This is a genomic window from Celerinatantimonas diazotrophica (genome assembly GCF_004339545.1).
GTDB classification, from domain to species: domain Bacteria; phylum Pseudomonadota; class Gammaproteobacteria; order Enterobacterales; family Celerinatantimonadaceae; genus Celerinatantimonas; species Celerinatantimonas diazotrophica.
Genome location: NZ_SMGD01000011.1, coordinates 322,199 through 347,125, shown reverse-complemented (window position 1 = coordinate 347,125; position 24,927 = coordinate 322,199). Strand labels below are relative to the sequence as shown.

General features: G+C 45.1%; 12 protein-coding genes and 1 pseudogene. 10 read left to right on the top strand and 3 right to left on the bottom strand.

What is annotated here, in order from left to right; genetic code table 11:
- Positions 1-90: 90 nt before the first annotated feature.
- On the bottom strand, positions 91-1,473 hold the full coding sequence (locus EV690_RS04670) for an MFS transporter (protein WP_224054895.1): 1,383 nt from the start codon (positions 1,471-1,473) through the stop codon (positions 91-93).
- Positions 1,474-1,620: 147 nt separating this feature from the next.
- Here EV690_RS04670 and EV690_RS04665 point away from each other — a divergent pair, with 147 nt between their 5' ends.
- A complete protein-coding gene (locus tag EV690_RS04665; protein ID WP_131911758.1) occupies positions 1,621-2,550 on the top strand; it encodes a LysR family transcriptional regulator in 930 nt (309 codons plus the stop codon).
- Between the two features lie 466 nt (positions 2,551-3,016).
- Here EV690_RS04665 and EV690_RS18535 read toward each other — a convergent pair whose 3' ends face one another.
- The gene (locus EV690_RS18535; RefSeq protein ID WP_263433808.1) at positions 3,017-3,148 is read right to left on the bottom strand and encodes a hypothetical protein; all 132 of its coding nucleotides are present in this window, start codon (positions 3,146-3,148) and stop codon (positions 3,017-3,019) included.
- Between the two features lie 45 nt (positions 3,149-3,193).
- Here EV690_RS18535 and EV690_RS04660 point away from each other — a divergent pair, with 45 nt between their 5' ends.
- From EV690_RS04660 to EV690_RS04635, 6 genes are all read left to right on the top strand, one after another.
- Entirely contained in the window at positions 3,194-4,774 is a 1,581-nt protein-coding gene (locus tag EV690_RS04660) for a TolC family protein (RefSeq protein ID WP_131911757.1), read from the top strand.
- An 8-nt stretch (positions 4,775-4,782) separates the two neighbouring features.
- Positions 4,783-5,517, top strand: a complete 735-nt coding sequence (locus tag EV690_RS04655) for an efflux RND transporter periplasmic adaptor subunit (RefSeq protein ID WP_131911756.1) — start codon at positions 4,783-4,785, stop codon at positions 5,515-5,517.
- A 115-nt stretch (positions 5,518-5,632) separates the two neighbouring features.
- Positions 5,633-14,233 carry a cadherin domain-containing protein gene (locus EV690_RS04650; protein WP_131911755.1) on the top strand — a complete coding sequence of 2,867 codons (8,601 nt, stop codon included), beginning with the start codon at positions 5,633-5,635 and terminating at the stop codon, positions 14,231-14,233.
- A 6-nt stretch (positions 14,234-14,239) separates the two neighbouring features.
- Positions 14,240-15,577 carry an efflux RND transporter periplasmic adaptor subunit gene (locus tag EV690_RS04645; RefSeq protein WP_131911754.1) on the top strand — a complete coding sequence of 446 codons (1,338 nt, stop codon included), beginning with the start codon at positions 14,240-14,242 and terminating at the stop codon, positions 15,575-15,577.
- Positions 15,578-17,698, top strand: a complete 2,121-nt coding sequence (locus tag EV690_RS04640; RefSeq protein ID WP_131911753.1) for an HlyD family efflux transporter periplasmic adaptor subunit — start codon at positions 15,578-15,580, stop codon at positions 17,696-17,698. It abuts the gene before it with no gap.
- Complete coding sequence (locus EV690_RS04635; protein ID WP_131911752.1) at positions 17,698-18,510, top strand: hypothetical protein; 813 nt, start codon at positions 17,698-17,700, stop codon at positions 18,508-18,510. The genes EV690_RS04640 and EV690_RS04635 overlap by 1 nt, the downstream gene beginning before the upstream one ends.
- Before the next feature lie 310 nt (positions 18,511-18,820).
- Here EV690_RS04635 and EV690_RS04630 read toward each other — a convergent pair whose 3' ends face one another.
- On the bottom strand, positions 18,821-19,630 hold the full coding sequence (locus tag EV690_RS04630; protein ID WP_131911751.1) for a helix-turn-helix transcriptional regulator: 810 nt from the start codon (positions 19,628-19,630) through the stop codon (positions 18,821-18,823).
- Positions 19,631-19,736: 106 nt separating this feature from the next.
- Here EV690_RS04630 and EV690_RS04625 point away from each other — a divergent pair, with 106 nt between their 5' ends.
- The 3 genes and pseudogenes from EV690_RS04625 to EV690_RS04615 all read left to right on the top strand — a co-directional run bounded on the left by EV690_RS04625 (position 19,737) and on the right by EV690_RS04615 (position 24,381).
- Positions 19,737-21,191 (top strand): MFS transporter, encoded by a 1,455-nt coding sequence (locus EV690_RS04625; protein WP_131911750.1) that lies wholly within the window; start codon positions 19,737-19,739, stop codon positions 21,189-21,191.
- A gap of 28 nt (positions 21,192-21,219) precedes the next feature.
- A pseudogene (locus EV690_RS18375) lies at positions 21,220-21,738 on the top strand (DDE-type integrase/transposase/recombinase); the annotation flags it as partial.
- Positions 21,739-22,488: 750 nt separating this feature from the next.
- Positions 22,489-24,381, top strand: coding sequence for a methyl-accepting chemotaxis protein (locus EV690_RS04615; protein ID WP_131911748.1), 1,893 nt, complete (start codon positions 22,489-22,491; stop codon positions 24,379-24,381).
- Positions 24,382-24,927 lie beyond the last annotated feature (546 nt).

The following is a 24,927-nucleotide window of genomic DNA, read 5'->3' as shown; positions in this document are numbered from 1 at the left end:
CATCAATGGCCGGAGGCGTACTCACATATACCACTTATTAGCGGTGACTCAGGGTAATCCACACTAGAGCCAAAGCGTAATATAATTTTTTTATTTTTTAACCCGGATAACACTAAATAAAATAGCTAAAAATACTGCGCCAGAAGCAAACCAAAATCCTAGGTGTACCGTGCGTCCAGAAGATGAAGTCAGTGAATCTGACTGGGATAGAATGATGCCAATAACCGCAGTTCCAAGGCATTGGCCAAATGTTCTCATCATCGCGAGTACTCCTGACGCATAACTACTATAGTTTGCCTTTACATTGGCCATCATTTCACGATTATTAGGACTTTGAAATAAGCCAAAACCAATGCCACAGATTAAATTTCTCCAAACAATATCTAGAATTGATGGTGTTGGTGGCAGAGCGTTCAAGAGGACTAATCCAATACCAAAAATGATCAGTCCGAGCGTTGAAATGATTGCTGGATTTTTCTTATCAGCTAGTCTGCCGGCATAGGGTGCTGTAAAAACAATACCTACAGGCCATGGAAGAAAAAGTAATGCAGATGTCAGTGGGCTATAGCTATAAACACTCTCATATAAAAATGGCAGTGCAATAAAAGTAATCCCCTGAGCGATAAACGAAATGAAAGATGTAATCGCTGATAAAGAAAAACGGCGATTCGAAAATATTTCTAACGGCAATAGCGGGATCATAGTATTGCGCTGACGATAAACGAATGCCGCGCCACTGACTAACGCAGCTATGGCATAAAACAATGCCTGTTGTTCGTTATAACGGGTTGCATGATTAGAAAACGTGTTAGCGCACAAAATGGTACTGCCCAACATGATCACAGAAAACAATGCACCTATTTTATCGAGCGGACGAGTATCAAGTTGATCCGGTTTAGGAAGGTGTCGCTGTGAACAAACTACCGCGACAACCCCTAATGGGACGTTAATCATAAACAGCCACGGCCAGTTTAACGTCACTAACAACACGCCACTGATTAATGGTGATACAGCGGTACAGGTTGCAATTAATAATGCGTTAACTCCTAAAATTCTGCCAAGTAATCGGGTGGGGAAAATCCCTCTGAGCAGTGCTGGCGCGATACTGAGTGTTGCTGCGCCTCCAATTCCTTGAATAAAACGCATAACAACCAATTCTGATAATGACGATGATAGCGCACATCCCACAGACGACAGTGTAAAAAGGATTAATCCACCCATAAACTGTCTACGAAAACCGATACGAGTCGCCAATGCAGAAAAAATAGCGAGAGACATTGCAACCGCTAGTAAATAACCATTAGCAACCCAAACTGCGTCTGAAGCACTAACTCCTAGTGATTTTGACATCTGGGGCAACGCAATATTAATCATTGAACCATCAAAGACATTCATCGTCGTCGTAACCATGACGGCCAACATTGCAAATAATCGCTCTTTACCGGGTAACCCGTCATCGCCAGCTCGACTCATGAATAGTTCCATATGCTTTCACCTCTTTTCTTTGGATGATGAAAGTTTAAACTGTTACTATCTAAGGCGTAAGACGCATGGATTTCATTATATAGTTGCACAAAACGCCATATCATTGAGACGCAATATAAATGCAGAGGGAAAGTGATGAAAATTCCGGACATGAACTTGCTTGCCGCACTGGATGTTTTACTTGTGGAAAAAAGTGTCGCGAGGGCAGCGAGTCAATTATCGTTAAGTACCTCCGCGATGAGCCGAACACTAGCGCGATTACGTTTAATCACCGGTGATCAACTGTTGGTGCGTGCGGGAAGAAACATGGTATTAACGCCTTATGCTGAGTCGATTAAAGAGCGTACAAGACATACCGTGTTTGAAGCACGAAATATCCTTCAACCTAATATTCAACCTTTAGATTTGTCAGCACTTGAACAGACTTTTACCATTCGTGCGAATGATGGGTTTATTGAAACGTTTGCATCCAAATTGATTACTCACATGGCTAAACATGCGCCGAAAGTCCGGTTACGGTTTCTGCCTAAACAGCAAAAAAGTCCAGAGGCGCTTAGAGAGGGGAAAGTTGATTTAGAAATTGGTGTACTCAAAAATATGGGACCTGAAATCCGCATCAAAGCCTTGTTTTATGATCACTTCGTGAGTGTCGTCAGAAAAGGACATCCACTTGATCAGTGTAAAACGGTAACCATTGAACAATACTGCCAATTTAGTCATATTATTGCCTCCCGAAGAGGTGATTTTTCAGGACCTGTCGATGACGAACTTAAAGCACAAGGTATCATGCGACATATCGCGGCTACCGTCCCTAGTTTTCCTGCGGCACTTGAGGTTGCTAAAAATTCAGATTTAATTGCTTTAGTACCTGCCTCATTTTTGCTAAATGAGTCATTTCATTCTGATCACGCTAGTTTGTGGGTATTTGAGCTGCCCGTGCAGACCCATGATATTACGATCTCTATGATGTGGCATCCTCGCTTGCAACTTGATTCCGCGCATATCTGGCTCAGAGAACAAGTAGCAACAGTTTGTCACGAAGCCATGGAAAAGCGTGGATTTTAAATAAAGTGAATGAGGGCAAATGGTATTAATGAGGTTATGTTGAAAACAACTAACTGCATGACCTAAGTTTGCACACTGAATTATATTTAAGCAATTGTAATTTAATACTTTTTATCTTAATTGGTATTGGCAATATCGGGTAACGCCAAACACGGTTTGATCGGTGTGGCCTATACGTAGCCGTCACCATGTTTTTTCTCTTTTTGCGACAACAGCTCGAATCGGTCCAACGGATAATTGCCGATGGTATTGGAAAAGTAGCTGTTATAACTTGCTACAATCTAATGACTGCTAACTGCATTTCCAGAGCTGATGATTATTAGGAATAAATGAAAGACATGTCAGTTAATGATTGATTGGACCCAAAGGACTGTCTGCTTTCATACATATCAAAGTTGCCCCAACGCTACTACGCTACATGAACAATATTTTCAGATGAAAAGTTCTTAAAAACAAAACACTTATATTATTTGATAATTTCATTAATCTCTGCAACACTTAATGCGTAATTTGTTAGGGAATCAAGGCTGATTCTAGGTGTTAGCATGGAAGCTAAAGTATTATCTATATTCCTTATATTGTCTTTCCCTTCAGCCATCTGTATTGCTTCTCGCTAGTTTTTACTCTCTCTAAAGGAGTTTTTATGTCTTCGCGATTAGTGTTGGGGCGTACTGCATTGGCTGCGTTTATTTCTGTGGCTGTTGCAGGGTGTTCGGTGGTGCCAAAACCACTCACTCACCAAGAAGTGATGGCCAATGCTGTGGAAAATGCAGCCATTTTGAAAAAAGATGTCGCGCCGATCACTGGACCGATTGATTTGAATGAGGCTTTTGCTCGGACAATCAAGTACAACCGAGAAGCTCGACTTAAAACGTTTGAAGCGGTCGTTTCACAAGGCCAATTATCGGTTGATAAGTTTGACATGCTACCCAAGTTGGCTGTTGCCGCAGGTTATACTCGCCGCAATAATTATGACGCATCGGCATCGGTATCGTTTGATGGGGATAAACCTGCTCCTCTAAGAGATAATCCTAACTATTTCGTTTCATCGGATAAAAGTACGGTCAACGCTAATATTGGTGCGACGTGGGATGTGTTGGACTTTGGCTTGTCTTATTACCGTGCTAAACAGCAAGCTGATCGATTTATGATTGCCAAAGAACGAGAACGTAAAGTCGTCCATAATATCATGGAGCAATCACGCAGTGCATACTACCGAGCCGTTTCTGCTGAGCGCCTATTAGCGAAAATTAACCCTTTAATTACGAAAGCTCGCAAAGCTCTATCGGATTCAGAACGTCTTGAACAGATCCGCGCCCAATCGCCAATGGAAGCGTTAATGTACCAGCGGTCTTTACTGGAAACGTTGCGAACTTTACAAGATATCCGTAAGGATCTGATGCCGGCAAAAGCTGAATTAGCTACGTTAATGGGGCTTAACCCATCAACCAAATTTCAATTGGCTGATGTCAATAATCCGAACTTCATCACACCTAAGCTCAATATTAATATTAAAGACATGGAGCGCACAGCGCTTGTTCTACGACCCGAGTTACGAGAAGCCCAATACCAAAAACGTATTACTCAGCAAGAAGTCCATTCTGCTTTTCTATCCTTGTTTCCTAGCTTGAATTTAAACCTGAGTGTTAATTACAACGACTCAGATTACTTGAGAAATAACGATTGGCGATCAGCTGGCGTAGGCGTGAACTGGAATCTGATGAATGTATTTCGTTACGGCAAGATCAAGCAACTCAATAAACTGAAAATAGCGGCGAGTGAACAACAAGCACTCGCTACCGCAATGGCTGTTATCTCGCAAGTGCATATTGCGGATATTCAATATAAAGAAGCCATTTATACTTATCAACTTTCTACCCAGTATTTTGATGTCTCGCAGCGTATCAAAACACAAGTGGAGTCCAGCCGGACGGCACAGAGCATTGGTGATTTAACGGTGATACGGGAAGAGTTGAATGCGGTGCTGGCAGAGTTACGCCGCGATGTAGCCTATGCCAATCTACAAAACGACTACGGTAAGGTTTTAGTGTCTATGGGGTTAGACCCATTGCCAGCAGGATTTGGCAATATGAGTTTAGAGCAACTATCCAAAGCATTTAAAAAGTTACAAATGAAATGGCGGCAAGGTGGCATTAACGTAATTACTGAGCGAGCCATGCAGCCTTCGTTGACGGCTCAAAGAAAAGTGGAGAGCGAAAGCTAATAATACTCATGAATTCGTATCTTCGTTCTTTTTTAATGATAGCTTTATTAACGCAGGGAATAACAGCTCGGGCAGCTCAGGATAGTACCCAGGACAGTGCTCGGGGGATTCTTGTGGCGGTTCATCAAGCGACATTATCCAGTGAGTTAGCCGCGAAAGTTATTGCACTGCCAAAACAGATGGGTGAGTCCTTTAAAAAAGGTGCCATATTGGTTCAATTAGATTGCCGTTTATTTAACGCCCAGCTTAAAAAAGTCGAAGCACAAGAGAAAGTCGCACGGGCGAAGTTAGAGAATGCCCAGCAGTTGAATCGACTTAACTCCATTGGCACATTGGATCTCACCATTGCTGAAGCTGATTTACAAAAGGTGCAAGCAGAACGAACCATAACGCAATTAAATGTATCTCGCTGCAATATCAAAGCACCATTTAATGGCAGGGTAGAGCAAATGGATATTCACCCTTTTGAGGTCGTACAACAGCGCCAAGCCTTGATGAAAATCGTTGGACGCGAGCGTCTAGAAGCCGACATCATCGTCCCTGCTCAATGGATGGAATGGTTAACGATAAATAAGACGATTATTTTACAAGTTGAAGAAACCAACCAGAGTTTAACGGCAGTGATCCGCCATATAGGGCCCAGTGTCGACCCGACCAGCCAGACGGTTCAAATTCGAGCAACTATTAAAAATGTACCTGACAAAGTGCTGCCCGGTATGAGTGTAGTGGCTAAATTTCGATAAAAAATAATGCGCAAAAAGAGCATGGCAAAAGCGCAGCGATAAGTAACAGATTGATTCTTTTTCAATAAAGCAGAATGAATCTACTTATTAATGATGACCCATTGAGGTGGCGAATATGAGAAAGCAATATTCCAACAAATTTGGCAATAAACATCAGGCACGTAAGCCGCTGATTACGGCTTTGGAGCCTCGTCTGTTGTTGGATGGTGCAGCCGTCGCCACGGCGGTAGAGGTAATGAGTGATGCCCAGTTACACCATGACGTGGCACAAACCGATGCTAATCATGTTGTAAACGCCAGCGATAGCCATCAAGACACCAGCAAGCCCATTGTCATTGCCCCGACCGAAGTCCGAGCTGTTGATCCGGCGCAAAATAGCGGTCGTAAAGAAGCTGTTTTTATCGAAAGTAACGTGGCGGATTATCAAAATTTAGTTGATAACACAAAAGCCGGTGTGGAAGTCGTGTTGCTCGATTCTAGCCAAGATGGTTTGTCGCAGATGACTGAGTGGGCAAAAACTCATAGTGATTATGATGCCATTCATATTATTAGTCACGGTTCGGAAGGCAGCGTTAATCTTGGCGCACTGAATCTGGATCGTTCTGATATTAGTGGTCGTGCTTCAGATCTAGCGCAACTGGGCTCGGCATTGACTGAACAGGGGGATTTGCTGCTCTATGGTTGTGATGTGGCAAGTGGCAAAGGGCAAGCATTTGTTGATTCCATCGCACAGCTAACCCAAGCCGATGTGGCTGCGTCTAATGATCTTACCGGAGCGGCTGATTTACATGGCGACTGGAATTTAGAGTACCATCAAGGTCATATAAAAGAAGGGGCTATTTGGGATAAAGCGGTTTTAGATCATTATTACTCTGTTTTAGCAGAAACAAACTCAGATTTTAGTGGTAAGGACACTTCAGACAGTGGAGGGACAGGGTTTAAATCATTAACTAACGGTGATTTAGTGGTGGATAATGGAGCGACACTCTTTGGTGGAGAGATGTTCCTTGCCGATACCAATGATAATGATGCAACCATCACAATAAAGGCAGATGGTGTAGATGCTGCCTCTTTTGATGTCAGTGAGGTGAAGGTATATAACTATAATACTGCTGGTGAAATAGTCTTAGATTCTAGTTCCACAATTGTCTTTAAAGATAAAGATGGTGCTGTTTTACGCACCATGGCGTTAAATGGTAACACATCAATACCTTCAAAGACTACCAGTGGTGCCCCTACGGCGTCTTCTCCCTTAAATATTTTTACCTTATTTGATAATAATACAACACCTGTGACAGGGGTTGCGCAAATAGATTTCAATTTTAAATGTAACAATACATCTCAAGTTAATCTGGCTGACCTAACATTCACCGGCATTGCTTATGATAATGTGGTTGCCCCTTCCTCTGGACCGAGTGTCCCATCAACACCAGATTTGTCGGCCGCATCCGATACCGGTATATCCAGCACGGACCACATCACCAACGATACCACGCCGACTTTTACCGTTACTGGTGTCGCCAACGGAGCGACGATTACGCTGTTCAACGATGCCAACAATGATGGAGTGGTCGATACGGGAGAGACTCTTGCGACCGGAACTGCCAGCAGCACCAGCATTCAGTTGACCAGCTCGGCCCTGACCTCCGGAACCTACAACATCAAGGCGATCCAGAACGTCGGTGGGACCGACAGCGCTGCTACTTCTGCCCAGTCGGTAACGATTGATACAACAGCGCCAACAGAGACAATTGCCTCAGCGACATTTTCGGCTGATACAACGGCTAACGGCGGTACTAACAGCGATTTTATCACCAAGACGGCTGAGCAGACGGTCAGTGGCACCTTATCAGCTAACTTGGCATCGGGAGAGAGCGTTTATTTGTCCTTGGATAATGGAGCTAACTGGAGCGCAGCGACGGCGTCCGTGGGATCGAATACGTGGTCTTTAGCTGGACAAACGCTAGAGGCGGGATCCAATACCTTGAAAGTCAAGGTGACCGACACAGCAGGCAATGACGGTTCTATTTATAGCCAAAATTACGTACTTGATACGACAGCACCGACTATTACTTCGATTGCTCGCCAAACACCCACTGGCTCCTCTACTAATGCGGACTCGCTGGTTTATCAAGTGAGCTTTTCTGAAGCCGTCTCTAACTTAGATGCTACTGACTTTACGGTAGCAGGAACAACAGCAAGTGTGACCAGTGTGTCCCAAGTGGGTAGCACCAATGTCTATAATATTACGGTATCGGGTGGGGATTTAGCGGATCTCAATGGCACGGTCTCTCTTGGTTTTTCGGGCAGTCAAAATATTCAAGATACGGCAGGCAATGCACTCACATCAACCACACCTACAGGCACTAATAATGTAAGTTTCGATGTGGTTAATTCACTGACTGTGACGACAGGCGACAATACGAATGATAATGCCACTTTTTCTAATTATGCCACTGACCTCACTGATGGCGGTGGGTTGTCGCTGGCAGAGGCCATGCATTATGCGTCGGCGAATCAGACCGTGGCGTTTAATCTAGCCTCTGACTTTGTGGATATGAATGGTCAGACTATCAACCTGGTATCTGGTGTGACACTCGATACTGACTCGATGAATGCTTTGACAATATCCAACGGTACATTGAATCTTCAGGGCAGCGCGACTGTGACTAATGGCGTTGGTGATTCGTTAAATGTTGCAAGCATCATAACAGGTGATGGTCAAACGCTTACCAAAACGGGAGAAGGCCGCCTGACTTTGTCTAGCACGTTAAACAGTGGCTCCTCTTTTAGTACCCATGTGATGGATGGGAGCCTTTCCATTTCAGATAATGGCAACCTCGGCTCCGGGGAGCTGACCTTAGATGGCAGTTCGTTAATCTTGCAAAATTCGTCCGATATCTCACATGACATCTCTCTAGGTGCTAATGGGGGAACCATTACGGTTACTAACAGTGATGTGACCGTCAGTGGTGCTATTTCTGGCTCCGGCGCACTGACTCATACTGGAGAGCGTGCATTAACCCTTTCTGGAAATAATACGTTTACTGGAGGCTTTATGCTCTCCGGAAGTGGTGGTGTAGTCGTGGCCGATGGTGGCAATCTTGGTAGTGGCGCTGTCACTCTGTCACAAGGATTAACGGTCACAGGCCAATCCATTACTTTAGCCAATAATTTCGTATTCGACGGTGGTTCGATGACGAATGCGAATAATGTCACGATTGCGGGAAACATTTCCGGTTCCGGTTCGATGGAGAAGGCAGGGGCAGGGATTTTAAACTTGTCTGGCACTGGCAATTCTTGGTCTGGTGCCGCTACCGTATCGGCGGGAACTCTAAGTGGTACGACAGCGAGCCTAACGGGGAATATTGTCAACGATGCCGCTGTCATTTTTAACCAAAGCTCGTCAGGTTCTTATAGTAAGGTGATTAGTGGAACCGGAACCGTTACTAAATCCGGTTTAGGGGCTGTGACATTTTCTGGGGCAAATACCTATACCGGTAAAACCACCGTCTCGGAGGGTGAATTGGTGCTGGATAATCTTAATGGTATGGCGTTAGCAGATACCAGTGCAGTGGCATTAACGGGCACAGGGAAATTAAGCCTTTCCAGCAACGAGACGATTGGCAACTTGAGCGGTGTTAGCGGAACTAGTGTTGATTTAGGGGGCAATACGTTGACCGTTAATCAGACCAATAGCAGCTCGTTTGCAGGAGTAATGAGTGGTACGGGAGGGCTGATTAAGACCGGTGCTAGCATGCTAACCTTGGCGGGGGCGAATACCTATACGGGAGGCACGACGATCTCTTCAGGTAAGATTTTTGTCTCTGGCGGTAGTGCGATTGCCGATGACAGTGCGGTAACTGTTGCGGCAGGTGCCACGTTGCAATTATCAACTGATGCCTCTGAAACTGTAGGCTCGATTGCAGGTACAGGCAGTATTGTTGCCAATGGCGGAACGTTAACGGTTGGCGGAAATAATACGTCAACGACTTTTAGTGGTGTCTTTAATGGCGGTGTTGCAGGCGCTGCATTAGAGAAAGTTGGGTCGGGTACTTTAACGTTATCAGGCAATAATAATTACTCAGGGAATACAACCGTCTCTGGTGGCACTTTGTCTATCGCTTCTGATGCTAACCTTGGCTTTGGTACACTCGTCTTAAATTCTGGCGCTTTATCGGTTACGGGTAATGACACTATAGATAATGCCATTACGCTACAAAATAGCAGCTCGTTAAATGTGGCATCGAATATCTCTGCTGAGTTCTCTGCTGTGATTTCAGGCTCAGGTTCACTGCTTAAAACCGGAACGGGTACAGCGACTTTATCGGCAAACAATACCTATACAGGTGCGACAACCCTTAATGCCGGGACCTTGTCTGTCACCGGTTCATTGAGTGACACGTCTACGGTTGTCGTTAACTCTGGGGCAACCTTAGCAGGTTCTGGGTCTATTTTCGCAGCAAACTCAACCCATACATTAACTGTAAACGGTGGTGGTTTTCTTGCGCCGGGTGTCCCTGGGGTTAACAGTGGAGCTGGGGAGCTTACTGTTAATGGCGATCTCGTATTAAATGGCACTTTAAAAGCGGATATTACGGGGCCGACAGCCAAAACAGAGTATGACCAAGTGACTGTTAAAGGTGATGTCTCCTTGGGGGCAAGCAGTGCTTTTGATATCGCTTATTCAGTGAGCAATAGTGGTAACACGTTTGAACTGATTGATAACCAAGGCTCGAATGTGGTGACTGGAATGCTCAATGGTGTCGCAGAAGGCGGAGCGTTAACCTCTAATGGTCATAGTTTCCAGACGAGTTATGTGGGCGGGACAGGGAATGACATCACGCTAAAAGATAACGCGGCCCCTGTCATCACCTCTGGGACAACGGGAAGTGTTAATGAAAATGCGCCGACCAGCACGGTGATCTACATGGCAACGGCGACGGATGCAGAAAACGATACTTTAACCTACAGTCTAACTGGTGCGGATGCCGCATTATTAAGTATCAACGCCAGTACGGGCGTAGTCACACTGAAAAACGCTGCGGATTATGAGACAAAAGACATCTACAGCTTCAACGTTGTTGTCACTGATAATAGTACGGGTCATCTAACGGACAGCAAAGCGGTGACCGTGAGTGTGAATGATCTGAACGACAATCCCCCTGTCATCACCTCTGGGACAACGGGCAGTGTCAATGAAAATGCCCCGACCAGTACCGTGATCTATCAGGTCACTGCGACCGATGCCGATGGTACGGCAGCGAATAATACCTTGCAGTACAGTTTGTCCGGTGCGGATGCGAATTTATTAGATATCGATGCGGTGACGGGCATGGTGACCCTCAAAGCGTCGGCAGATTTTGAAACCAAGTCCAGCTATAGCTTTAATGTGATCGCGACCGATAACGGTACTAGTCATCTAACGGACAGCAAAGCGGTGACCGTGAGTGTGAATGATCTGAATGACAATCCTCCTGTCATCACCTCTGGGACAACGGGCAGTGTCAATGAAAATGCCCCGACCAGTACGGTGATCTATCAGGTTACAGCGACGGATGCCGATGGTACGGCAGCCAATAATACTTTGCGCTACAGTTTGTCCGGTGCGGATGCGAATTTATTAGATATCGATGCAGTGACGGGCATGGTGACCCTTAAAGCGTCGGCAGATTTTGAAACCAAGTCCAGCTACAGCTTTAATGTGATCGCGACCGATAACGGTACTAGTCATCTAACGGACAGCAAAGCGGTGACCGTGAGTGTGAATGATCTGAACGACAACGCCCCCGTGATCACCTCCAGCTCGACGGGCAGTGTCAATGAAAATGCCCCGACCAGCACGGTCATCTATCAGGCTACTGCGACGGATGCCGATGGTACGGCAGCCAATAATACTCTGCGCTACAGTTTGTCCGGTGCGGATGCGAATTTATTAGATATCAATACAGTGACGGGAGCAGTAACCCTCAAAGCGTCAGCAGACTTCGAAACTAAGTCTAGCTACAGCTTTAATGTGATCGCGACAGATAACGGTACTGAAAATCTAACGGACAGCAAAGCGGTGACCGTGAGTGTGAATGATCTGAACGACAATCCCCCCGTGATCACCTCCAGTGCGACGGGCAGTGTCAATGAAAATGCTCCGACCAGTACGGTGGTCTATCAAGTCACAGCGACCGACGCCGATGGTACGGCAGCGAATAATACCTTGCAGTACAGTTTGTCCGGTGCGGATGCGAATTTATTAAATATCGACGCCATGACAGGCGCAGTCACACTGAAAAACGCTGCAGATTATGAGACGAAAAACACCTATAGTTTCAATGTTGTTGTTACCGACAGCGGTACTAGTCATCTAACGGACAGCAAAGCGGTGACCGTTAGTGTAAACGATTTGAACGACAATGCCCCCGTGATTACGTCAAGCGCGACGGGCAATGTCAATGAAAATGCCTCGACCAGTACGGTCATCTATCAGGTTACCGCGACGGATGCCGATGGTACGGCAGCGAATAATACTCTGCGCTACAGCTTATCCGGTGCGGATGCGAATTTATTAGATATCAACGCAGTGACTGGCATAGTAACCCTCAAAGCGTCGGCTGATTTTGAAACCAAATCCAGCTACAGCTTTAATGTGATCGCGACAGATAACGGTACTGAAAATCTAACGGACAGCAAAGCGGTGACCGTGAGTGTGAATGATCTGAACGACAATTCCCCTGTGATCACCTCCAGCGCGACAGGCAGTGTCAATGAAAATGCCCCGGCCAGTACGGTGATCTATCAGGTCACAGCGACGGATGCTGATGGTACGGAAGCCAATAATACTCTGCGCTACAGTTTGTCCGGTGCGGATGCGAATTTATTAGATATCAACGCGGTGACGGGCATGGTGACCCTCAAAGCGTCGGCAGATTTTGAAACCAAGTCCAGCTACAGCTTTAATGTGATCGCGACCGATAACGGTACTAGTCATCTAACGGACAGCAAAGCGGTGACCGTGAGTGTGAACGATTTGAACGACAATGCCCCCGTGATCACCTCCAGCGCGACGGGCAGTGTCAATGAAAATGCCCCGACCAGTACAGTCATCTATCAGGTTACCGCGACGGATGCCGATGGTACGGCAGCCAATAATACCCTGCGCTACAGCTTATCCGGTGCGGATGCGAATTTATTAGATATCGATGCGGTGACGGGCATGGTGACCCTCAAAGCATCGGCAGATTTTGAAACCAAGTCCAGCTACAGCTTTAATGTGATCGCGACCGATAACGGTAGTAGTCATCTAACGGACAGCAAAGCGGTGACCGTGAGTGTGAATGATCTGAACGACAACGCCCCTGTGATCACCTCCGGTGCGACGGGCAGTGTCAATGAAAATGCCCCGACCAGTACCGTGATCTATCAGGTCACTGCGACGGATGCCGATGGTACGGCAGCCAATAATACCTTGCAGTACAGTTTGTCCGGTGCGGATGCGAATTTATTAGATATCAACACAGTGACGGGAGCCGTAACCCTCAAAGCGTCAGCAGACTTCGAAACTAAGTCTAGCTACAGCTTTAATGTAATTGCGACCGACAACGGTAGCGGTCATCCAACGGATAGCAAAGCGGTTGTGGTCAATGTGAATAATGTGAACGAAGCTCCCGTGCTCACCTCGGGCGCGACGGGAAGCGTGGATGGAAATGCTCCAAGCAGCACGGTGATCTATACAGCGACCGCTACAGATACCGATAGCGACACATTAACATACAGCCTAACGGGCGCGGATGCTGCATTATTGAACATCAATGCCAGTACAGGCGCTGTTACGCTGAAAAGCTCGGCTGATTATGAGACGAAAAACACCTACAGTTTCAACGTTGTGGTTACTGATAACGGCTCCGGAAATCTAACGGATACGAAAGCCGTTGTCGTTAGTGTGAATCAGGTCGTTCCACCTGTTATAGCAGAACCACCCACTGCGCCAGCTAGTACTGCACCCCGTGTTGAATCGGTTGACAGAACATCAACTTCGCCCGATATGCCAACAATACCTCTAACTCCGTTACCTGCAGGAACCATTGCATTGGATAGAGGAGCAAGCGGCTTTGTGGGAGAAACGGTTATGCGTAGTGTCAGTATGAATACGACAGACAACGGCCGTATAAATGTGGGTAACACCGAGCCAAATGCCATTGGTACTAGTCAGCCCGCGGCTGTTATATCGACATCCCGAGTTGCTGTGAATGTGGGTGCGGATGGACAAGTTCAGGTAACCCCCGCATCTGGTGTGGCGGCAAATACGACAGGCTTAAGCATTGCCAATTTGGCCACTCAACCAGATAGAGTATCCATTGCTATAGCGGATTCAGGGGCGGCGAGTAACTACAGTGCCACATTATCGGATGGTTCGACGCTACCAAGTTGGGTGCAAATCGATCCGGTCACGGGGGAAGTCTCTATGACGCCTCCTCCGGGACAAGAAAAGATCTCGTTGAAAATTAATGCAGTGGATGCCAATGGTAATGTTCGTGTACTTGAAGTTGATCTGGACCTAGATAAATTACCAACTTCTTCGCCAAGTCAGCCATCGGCGGAGGTATCTCCTGCAAATGCGGTAAATAATGGAGGCGATTTCTTGTCATTAAATGAACAACTTAATAGAGCAGCAAGTCAACTTGATTATTATGGCCACGATTTAATGAAATTACTGGTGTCTTAATACATTATGTCAGATCAAGTTGTAGCGCAGTTATTGCAGATCGAGCAGCAGGTGAGATGCTGTGAAAAATTAACGGAACTGAGTTTTATTATAGTCAATATGACTAAAACACTCGTTTCCTATGAACAATCGGCCTATTTAATGGGCAGCGAAATTGAACATTTAACGGTCAATGCGTTGAGTGATCTTTCTCTAGTTGATCGCACCACGCCATTTTGTGCTTGGTTGGAGCAAATTGCTAAGCGTGAGGACCAACTTGACTCAGCGGCCAAGACGCATGTGATAGACATTGAGTCTTGGCCTATCGAGTTGAGAAATGACCTGAGTGAGTTTTCGCCCAACTGTATGCTTTGGTTGCCGCTACTTATTCCTTCTAAACCGAATCAGAGAGTGGGGGTACTGTGGTTAGCAAAGTCCCAACCATGGACCGCGAAAGAGATTGGTTTGTTAGAGCATCTAGCATCAAGCTATGCTCATGCCTTGCAATATTTTGTTACCCGTTCTGGATGGCGTTATTGGTTAAAACGATTTTTCTCTAAACGAATGCAATGGGGGCTTTTAGCCGCGCTTGTGTTGTTGAGTTTTATTCCCGTTCGTTTAACGGTGCTTGCTCCTGCGGAAATTGCGGCTAAGGATCCTGTTTTAATTATGGCTCCTTTGGCAGGAGCCGTCAGTAAAGTATTCGTGAAACCTGGCGATGCTATTACTCAAGGAGAGCAGGTCGTCCAGATGGATCAAACAGAGTTTAAAGGGCGTTTTGACGTGGCGCAGCGTGAACTGGAGCGAGCGCAGGCGGAGTTAAGAACCGCAGAGCAGGCAGGTTATGTTGATCGTAGAAAAAAATCTAAATTGTCTGAGTTGGAATCGCAAGTTGAGTTAAAAACCATTGAACGTGATTATCTGAAAAAAAAGCTGACGCAAACAGATATTTTGGCTGATAAAGCCGGAATCGCCGTATTGGATGACCCTGAAAAATGGAAAGGTCGCCCGGTGGTGGTCGGAGAACGCATTTTATCCATTGCCGACCCAAGTAAGGTGCAGCTTAACATTATGTTGCCAGTTAAAGATGCCATCTCCTTGACGCATGGTAATAAGGTGACGTTTTACCTAGATACGGATCCCCTGAATCCAATTCCTTTTAGTGTGAACTATTCGTCTTTTGAGCCAAGTCTAACACCTGACCAAGTGGTAGCATATCGGATTGTAGCGGATATTGAAGATGACCATCTTCCCCCTCGGATTGGGTTACGAGGGACTGCAAAATTGTATGGTAAACAAGTCTCCTTAGCCTATTATTTGTTGCGACGCCCGATTACTTTTGTCCGCCAGCGTTTAGGTTTATAGATGTTTACCGATCCGATGAATGGGCCTAGAGAGTTACCACGGTTACGTCAGAACTTACGTTTAATGACGGCTTCTCCAGATGAAGATGGGGAGCCTCGTTGGCAGATTTTAGACCCGCTTTCCAATAAGTTTTTTTTTCTATCTCGTACTGGCTTTTATTTATTTCGAGAATGGCAGCATGCGAAGACAGCTAAAGAACTACTCGCGCTTGTCAATGAGCGAGATTTGGACATTGATGCCAATGATCTGGATTTTTTTATTCGCTTTTTACAATTAAACCATCTTATTGAAATTCACACACAGCGAGATGTCGCGCGACTACAACAGGAAGTAACAAATCGCAAACAGAATGCTTTAATGTGGCTGTTACATAATTATCTATTTATTAAGATTCCCTTAGTCAGACCCGACTTATGGTTGAGTCGGTGCTTTTCAAAAATAAAATTTCTATTTAGGTTACGTTTGCACTGGGTGGCTTTTCTATTGGGGGGTATGGGCCTTGTAATGGTGTTACGTCAATGGGATACCTATACACACACCTTGCAAAATTTTTTCAATATATCTGCGATTATTTATTATGTGGGCGCTTTAGTCGTGGTGAAAACGGCTCATGAATTAGGTCATGCATTTGTTGCAAAACGTTATGGTTGCCGAGTGAGTTCCATGGGACTCGCTTTTTTGGTGATGACGCCGATTTTATATACAGATACGACGGATGCTTGGCGCTTACGCTCCCGATTCCAGCGGCTAAGTATTGTCACCGCAGGTATGCGGGTGGAAATCTATATTGCCTGCGTGGCGACCTTTCTCTGGGGTATCGTACCGGATAGTAGCTTGCGCAGTGTCTTGTTTTTTGTGGCAACGACCAGTTGGATTTCGTCACTGCTGATTAATACCAGCCCTTTTATGCGTTACGACGGTTATTACGCTTTGTCGGACTTTCTTGGTATGGAAAATCTCCAACCTCGGTCTTTTTTAGTGGGAAAATGGTTTTTGCGAGAAAGACTATTCGGATTAGGCATTGCTCCGCCTGAGCCTTTAAATCGTAAAAAATGCCTATTAATGGTTGCCTATGCGTGGAGTACTTGGGTTTATCGGTTTTTCCTCTTCATGGGGATCGCCGTTTTAGTGTATTACTTCGCGTTTAAATTGCTTGGGATCATATTGTTTTTAGTGGAGATTTTGTGGTTTTTAGTATGGCCTATTATCAAGGAGATAGGATGGTGGTTCAGGTTGAGGGAAAAAATGACGATAAATAGAACCAGCATAGTGACCTTTTGTTTAAGTCTGCTTATTTTGGGGGCTTTGTTAATCCCTTGGCAGAGTCAGATCAGTGCCCCTGCCGTCGTTACTTTTGAACGACATCAGACTTTTTACCCCAGTGAATCAGCTCAAGTTGTGGCTTGGCAGATAACGCCTGATGAAAAAGTGGAGAAGGGGCAGCCACTTATCTTATTAGAGTCCTCCGACATTGAGCAGGATATTCATTCTATTCAAATCAAGTTAGCGGCTTTGCAAACCCAGTGGCAAAGAGCCAGTTCGGGAGCCTTATCTCGTGATGCACAATTAACGTTGCAAACACAAATATCACGAGAACAATCGCGCTTATTATCATTATTAGAACGACGCGAGCGATTAGTCGTGCGGGCGCCTTTTAGTGGTTACATTGGCGAAGACCGATTGCTCAAAAAAGGGGATTATGTCAATGAAAAGATGCCGTTAGCGACCCTCTACGATCCTCAAAGTGGCATCGTCAAAGCCTATATCAAGGGGCAATCGGTGAGTCGTTTGAAAATAGGTAGTCAGGCGAGTTTTATGGGTAACGATGGGAAGCCGTTAGCGACTAAGTTAGTGGTGGAAAAAGTACTCCCTACCGCCATTACTCATCTTAGTTATCCTGGTTTATCTTCTGTATATGGTGGCCCTATTGCAGCACAGAAAATGCAACAGCAAATGATTCCAGACGATTCTATTTATGAAGTTATTCTATCCTTCCAAAGTAAATTGCCCATAACCCGACAAGAATATGGTCGCGTGGATTTATCCGTTAAACCAAGCAGCTACTTAGTCAATGGGGTACGCTATATTTATGGTATTTTAATCAGAGAGTCAGGGTTTTAATGAATCATTTGACGGGGGACACTCAGTGGGATGAAAAACAAATTAATACGATTGCGAATGATTTAGCATATTTACGCTTAAAGGTGGATTTAAAACTCGCGAATGATTATCCGGTATTTTTAGATAAAGCTTATCCTTTAGGGCGTTGTAAAGAGATCCGTGATGAAGTGTTTACTCTTTTGCAGAAAGCGTTACCTAAAGCGACAGAGCCTGGATTGGTGTTAATCCGCGAGGCGTTAGCAAAAGGCGCGACACTTGAGAAAGTTTGGGGATCGCTTCGTGGTGAATATTTTCAAAATGCTATGATTTTGGGTGACTGGTATGTTGATGTCTCTAACGATACCGTTCATCCCAATAAGCCCAGAGTAGAAATTTTGCCTCTTACCCAGTCTCATTTTTCGAGCATTGCCAGCTTTGAGCAGTTTATTAAGATCGCACGATCTTATTGGGATGTTGAGGTTTATGGTAATGATATTTGCCCTGCATTAGCCCCGTTTTTGCCGCTGATCTATGTTGACCGTAAAGGTGATAGTTGGATGGGGGAGGCGAATGATGACATGCTTGCGATGACGATGGATAGTCAATTTCTTCTCTCTGAGCGTATATTGGCAACGCTTCCCACCGTACCCATTGCCTTGAGAGGGGAATGGGATAACAAACTTAGTGCGATAAAGGCTAATCTGCTGATTCATACGCAAGGACAACCAGTCGATTTTTGCCAAGCATATCGTCAAAAGCAAAGACATCTTGATCAGTCATTTCGAGATCGCGTTGTGATGGCTTATTTATCCCTACCCAAACGCGGTTGCTAATGAGCCTCGATGGCCAAAGAAAACCGTTAGCTAGGTTGAGTATTGAATAATAAACACAAGAAGGTATCTACTCAGTGATCTATGACACTGTGATTGTTTTTGACGATGCAGATTACGTTTGGATCTCGCAGCCCATTCAACTGTTGTTTTAAATTCGTTGGTGTTCAGCCAAATCAAAAATGCTGAGCATCGTACAGACGATGATATTGAGAAATATGATTGTTCTAATCATTTATTTATTTTTCATTGATATTCGACTGTTTTTTATCAGTAGCAATATCTGACTCTTACTTAAATTTTTGAGCCCGTATCATTGCGGGCTTTTTTGTGTTGCGGTTTCACTTTGTGCGTAAACGACTAATCGTAAATGACGGTCTGCATCAATAATTAAAGAGGTGTGTTCAAACGTGGTTCTTTCGCCATCGATTTGTAAATAGCGAGTGCCATTGCATGGCGCATGTACATCGTGCTGTTTCCACCAGGTATTAAAATCAGGCGATATTTTCTTTAATTCATCCACTAATTCTTTAATGACTGTTTCCTGGTTAGAGCGCGCATAGTCACGGCGAAAACTGGATAATATTCGCGGCGCCTCAATTTCCCAGTCGATCAATAGCTCGCGCATGGCTGGGTCGGTAAATAACATCCTTAAGAGATTTCGTCTTTCGCTAGGGTGTTGCTTGAAATGAAATAGCTGGTTGGCTGTGTGGTTATAAGCTAGAACATCCCAGCGTAGATTTAATACATAAGCAGGATGTGGTGCGAGATCATCCATAAGCCGCCGAATCAAAGCGGGGACAACACACCAGGTTTTACCTGGCTCAGTGGGTGGGCGTTCATGGGCTAATAAAAACAGATGTCTGCGTTCAGCGGCATCCAGCTGAAGAACCTTTGCTAGATTATCTAAGAATGTTGCAGATACACCGATATCGCGACCTTGTTCCAGCCACGTATACCAAGTTAAACCCACACCGGCGAGTGCTGCTACTTCTTCTCTACGTAACCCGGGTGTTCGCCGTCTTCCTCCGCTTGGTAAACCTACATCATTGGGTGAGAGACGTTCACGACGAGAGCGTAAAAAAGTGGCAAGCTCGTCACGAGTTCGTTTCATGGTTCGCATCGATGTTCTCACGAATGGTATCACTAATAGTAATAGTATAATGTTTTAAATTGTAACAGTCTAATGAAGTTATAGAATGATATTTTCATAGTTTCGGAGATCCAATATGAGAACTCATTCTCAACCTTTCATTATCGATAAAATCCCTCCTGAATCGCCTCCTTGGCGCGGTTTATATGTGTTGTTACTCGCTGGTTTCGTGACTATTTTTGATTTATTTGTGGTAAATGTTGCCATTCCGAGTATGCAGAGCGGGTTGAATGCGAGTTTTTCACAAATTGAATTGATTGTGGTTGGTTATGAGTTAGCGTTTGGGATTCTACTCATAACGGGAGGCAGGCTCGGTGATATGTACGGCCGCCGCCGCTTGTTTATATTAGGTATGGCCGGATTTACCTTGGCTTCATTGCTTTGTGGAATTGCACCTCATGTCGATATGCTTATCGGGGCAAGAGTACTGCAAGGGCTTGCGGCGGCGTTGTTGTTTCCGCAAGTTTATGCCTCGATTCGGGTTAACTTTGTTGGCAATGATAGTCGGCGAGCTTTTGGTTTATTAGGAATGACTCTCGGCATGGCGGCCATCGCAGCCCAGGTATTAGGTGGATGGATTGTGCATGGAAATTTCTTTGGACTGGGCTGGCGCAGTATCTTTCTGATTAATATTCCTGTCGGAGTTATTGCCATCATGACCGCCCGTTTTATCCCGGAATCTTATGCCAAGGTACGACCCGATCTTGATTGGAGTGGGGTGGCTTTGGTTAGCCTGGGGTTGGCACTGCTGCTGATTTCTCTGCTTGAAGGTCCGGGAAAGGGGTGGCCAGAGTGGAGTCTGTGGTCGCTGGGGGGCGCTGCATTGATGCTGATATTGTTCTATCGACAACAAGAACATAATCGGCGTTCAGGCAAGTTACCGCTGGTGGATATGCAACTTCTTTTGCAAAGACGTTTCGCGTTAGGAACGTTACTCGTATTACTGGTTTACTCGACATCCAGCTCATTTTTCTTGAGTTTTGCTTTATTGGTGCAAACCGGGTTAGGCGTGGATCCATTTGTCGCGGGAAGCATTTTTGCACCGTGTAGTGTTGGCTTTGTTTTGGCGTCACTAGCGGCACCCAAACTAGTTGCCCGGTGGGATGAAAGAGCGATTGTTGTTGGCGCGTTTATCTATGCTGTGTCGATTGGTTTCTTGATTTTACAGGTGCATGAAGCCGGCGGGAAGCTAATAGCAGAACGCCTTATTCCGATCTTATTCATTGTCGGGTTTGGTCAAGGATTTGTCATGACGCCTCTGCTGAATTTAGTACTCAGTTTTGTTCAGGAAAAACAAGCTGGAATGGCTTCCGGCGTTATTTCTACCATCCAGCAACTTGGCGCCGCCTTGGGGGTTGCTGTGATCGGCATTCTGTTTACTGCAGTGCTATCGGCAAGTCATGCACAGACGCAATTAGCCGATCAGTATGCGTCTGCTTTTGTGACAGGAATGCTTTATAACTTGGGTGCAGCGGTCATCGTTTGTTTTCTGTTGCTAAGGTTGGTAGCGGCGAAGCTCCCCGCTGCCTGAGAGTGTAGCAGCTAAAATTAAAGAGCTTGAACTAGAGAATCGGGAGTTTACCGCTAAGTGCTCTAATCAACTTTGGGTGGCCGATATGACTTATGTGGCCACCTAGTCTGGCTCTATATATGTGGCGTTTTTAACGGATGTTTTTTCACGCAAGATGGTGGGTTGGCGCGTGGTCAAGTCGATGCAAACTCAATTGGTCTTGGACTGGAGCAAGCCTGGTGGGCACGCGGTCAACCGAAAGGTGTTATTCAGCATAGCTATCATGGCAGTCAATACGTGTCCACGCACTACTCTGAACGACTATCTGAAGCTGGCTTCAATGCCCTGTTGGCCGTGTCGGTGATTCATACGACTGAGACTATAAACGGACTGTACAAAACAGAAGTCATCGGCCCTGGAAAGGGGTAGAACAAGTTGAACTTGCCACATTGGCCTGGTTGTTGACTGGTTCAACAACAAACGCCTGCTTGAACCTATCGGTGACATGCCACCTGTTGAATATGAGAAAAACTATGATCGACAACTAGCCGAAGACTCGGCAGCATGACTCAAACAAATCCGCCTCCGAATATACCGATGTGAGTCACTTTACATAAATTTACATATGGCAATAGTTATATATAGCAAATGTTCGGTATGATTTAATTGCGGTCTTGATGATGCACGGGTATAACGAAGCCTGCGCGGGTTAAAGCTGCTGTTGCTGGTTTTTTCTCTGGGGTGTGTTGTTTATAGCCTTGGTGGAAAGAATTGCCTGAGATAGCTAAACATAACTCAAAAATTGACTAGGGTAATGCTCTCTATCAAGGTTTTTCCACTGATTGAGCTCATATTAAAAAGGAATCTGATGGTGTCTCGAAGAGCTCCCCCATAATCATCTTTGTCACCTTGACGATGGACTAGCCACTGTGCTGTGGAATGATCTAAATGCGCTCTCGGCTTTTGAAAAATGGGCGTTAAGATTGGGGCAGTTGTTCAAAGAGCATGGAGCAAATACGAAAAGTGTCTCTCTGCAACTGCCTAGGATGAAGTTAAGCACAAACAAGCCTCGAACCACGGCAATTATCATAAGAGCACTGATTAGCGTAGATCGTGATATGGCGCAATGAAATATAAGTATGTCCAAGGTGTACTAATGTAGACTTGATCTGACGGTGTTCTGCATAACTAAATTGCCATCTCAAGATTAAAAGTGTCTAGCAAAGTTTGGGACGTTTATACCGCTGCATTCTGAACCCAGATATAAATCATGGTATAGACTTATTTTAGGATATATTAAATAAGGGGTTCGCCCTTCATGACTCTGACTAAGAAACTACTCATTATTAGTGGGTTGATCGTTGCTGCTCTTGCGTGTGTTCAGGCCAGCATCTCTTTCTATTCGATTCGAACACAAATACTCAATAGCATCACCTCTTCAAATACGCTTTATAGCAAAAGTAGTGCTAGAACAATAAGCGAATGGTTGAATGAGAAGAAGAGTATGGTTTCGGCCATGGCAGATGCATTAAGCCGAACGGATACCACCGAGAAAATTATCAGTCAGATTAAGACGATTGATATGGCTGGTGGTTTCGGTTCGGTTTTATATGGTACCGTTGCTGGGGATACTTATCGGCCGAATGGGTTGAATACCAAAGCCGGTTATGACCCACGCGTTCGGCCTTGGTATACACATGCTATCAATAGCTCACAAGTGTACCTTAGTGAGCCTTATGTCGGAGCATCAAGCGGTGAGTTAATCACGACTGTTTCAAAGCAAGTCGTGATTGATGGCAAAGTCACTGGGGTGGTCATGGCGACTTTGCCACTTAATAAGATCAAAGAAGATATTCTCTCAATTAAGGTTCCGGGTAATGGCACTGCCTTTTTACTTTCCGCAACTGGCAAGATAATCGCTCATCCAAACTCACAGCTAGAAAATAAAGACTTTACTGAACTGACTCATGATGTCTCAGCAAATGAATTAATTGAGCATGCCGATCAAGTTAATTTGCTGGATACTAAAGTCAACGGTGTTCCGTACCTATTGACTGTATCCCGCGTGAAGGGAACCAACTGGTATCTGGTTCTCATGAGTCAAAAGAAAGTGCTGTTTAAGCCGGTGCAAAAGCAACTGACATACCAAATCATAACTGCTGTCATTATGTTTATATTGGCAATTATTATTTTGGGTGGTGCGCTCCGTTATATGCTTTCAGACTTGTTTTCAGTATCGGCTGCACTTAGCGATATTGCTGAGGGGGAAGGTGACCTAACGGTACATATTGATGCCAAAGCCAATGACGAAGTGGGCGATTTGGCCAGAAGCTTTAATCAGTTTGTTGAAAAGCTGCGCGGCATTATCTCGACTGTGAATCAGATATCCCACGAAGTACTTAACCAGTCAGATATTAGTGCCCGTTGTTCAAGTGAGCGACAGTCAAGCATTGCTAATCAACAGAATGAAGTCACGATGGTTGCAACCGCTATGACGGAAATGTCGACCACGACCGGTGAGATAGCTAATATTGCCGAAGAGACGTCTCAAAGCGCTACAAATACGGTCGAGGTTAGTAATAGAGGTAACCAGCTGTCACAAAAAAGCGAGGAATCTATTCATAAGCTTTCTGAAGAGGTCAAAAGTGCAAGCAAGGTAATCGAAGACCTTAACCAGCAAGGCGAACAGATCACTACGATAGTCTCATCAATTAATGATATTGCCGAACAAACTAACCTGCTGGCGCTGAATGCCGCTATCGAAGCTGCTCGTGCTGGAGAGCAAGGGCGGGGGTTTGCTGTTGTGGCGGATGAGGTGCGCTCGCTCTCCGCAAGAACTCGAACTTCGACAGAAGAAATAAGCCAAATGATCAAAAAACTTCAAGGAACAACATCCGAGGCGGTTGAGGTCATGAATCAGTGTCACAATTTGGCTATCCAGAGTGTTGAGGATACCAGTAATGCTGCCGATAGCTTCAAAGAGATCAAAAAATACACCGAAGCAATCAATAACATGGCCGCTCAGATTGCTACCGCAGCAGAAGAGCAAGCTGTGGTTAGTAGAGAGATTAATGCTAACACTGAGTCTATTAAGGTTATTTCTGAGCGTTTAAATGAGGATTCAGAGGAAGGTTCTATGCAGGCGAAGCACTTAAATGAGATGTCTCAGAAGCTGATTGTACAAGTTAGAAAATTTAAGCTTACGAAATAGCTTGTATTGCGATGTTAGTCGTTAAGCGTAGGCTTTTTAAGGCACCTTTGGGTGCCTTTTTAATGCGATTGCACAATGCTCTCTAAATTGTGCAACTGGAGTCATAAACTCCTGTTCGATAGACCGTCAACTTTTATTGCCAAACACCTAGGGACTGTTGACCTTTGGTGGTTGAATTTTGTTCAAATTAAACGCATTTTGAACGCGGCGCACCCTGCGTCGCTTAATGAGTGAAGCAAGCAGGGGGCAACAAAGTTCAGGATGCGTTTAAATGAACCCCAAGGGCAGTATCTGAGAGGAATTTATCCAGCGTTAAACGTTCTTTGTGGAGAATAACTACACGGCACAACGTTTGCCTTGCCTAAATCCCTCTCAGATTTCTGCAAAACTAATCACAAAAGGTCAACAGTCCCTAGCAAGCAAACCGCAATCATTCGGGTGTTTTCTTCAAGAACTGTTATTTTTGCCAATAAATGTGAAGAATATGTTCAAACTCATAGAATATCAATAAGATAGGGACTACTATATGTAAGTAATTTGTGAACT

Excerpts from the sequence above, each read along its gene's own strand:
- EV690_RS04670 (WP_224054895.1), bottom strand. The coding sequence starts at position 1,473 with ATGAGTCGAGCTGGCGATGACGGGTTACCCGGTAAAGAGCGATTATTT.
- EV690_RS04665 (WP_131911758.1), top strand. The coding sequence starts at position 1,621 with ATGAAAATTCCGGACATGAACTTGCTTGCCGCACTGGATGTTTTACTT.
- EV690_RS18535 (WP_263433808.1), bottom strand. The coding sequence starts at position 3,148 with ATGGCTGAAGGGAAAGACAATATAAGGAATATAGATAATACTTTAGCT.
- EV690_RS04660 (WP_131911757.1), top strand. The coding sequence starts at position 3,194 with ATGTCTTCGCGATTAGTGTTGGGGCGTACTGCATTGGCTGCGTTTATT.
- EV690_RS04655 (WP_131911756.1), top strand. The coding sequence starts at position 4,783 with ATGAATTCGTATCTTCGTTCTTTTTTAATGATAGCTTTATTAACGCAG.
- EV690_RS04650 (WP_131911755.1), top strand. The coding sequence starts at position 5,633 with ATGAGAAAGCAATATTCCAACAAATTTGGCAATAAACATCAGGCACGT.
- EV690_RS04645 (WP_131911754.1), top strand. The coding sequence starts at position 14,240 with ATGTCAGATCAAGTTGTAGCGCAGTTATTGCAGATCGAGCAGCAGGTG.
- EV690_RS04640 (WP_131911753.1), top strand. The coding sequence starts at position 15,578 with ATGTTTACCGATCCGATGAATGGGCCTAGAGAGTTACCACGGTTACGT.
- EV690_RS04635 (WP_131911752.1), top strand. The coding sequence starts at position 17,698 with ATGAATCATTTGACGGGGGACACTCAGTGGGATGAAAAACAAATTAAT.
- EV690_RS04630 (WP_131911751.1), bottom strand. The coding sequence starts at position 19,630 with ATGCGAACCATGAAACGAACTCGTGACGAGCTTGCCACTTTTTTACGC.
- EV690_RS04625 (WP_131911750.1), top strand. The coding sequence starts at position 19,737 with ATGAGAACTCATTCTCAACCTTTCATTATCGATAAAATCCCTCCTGAA.
- EV690_RS04615 (WP_131911748.1), top strand. The coding sequence starts at position 22,489 with ATGACTCTGACTAAGAAACTACTCATTATTAGTGGGTTGATCGTTGCT.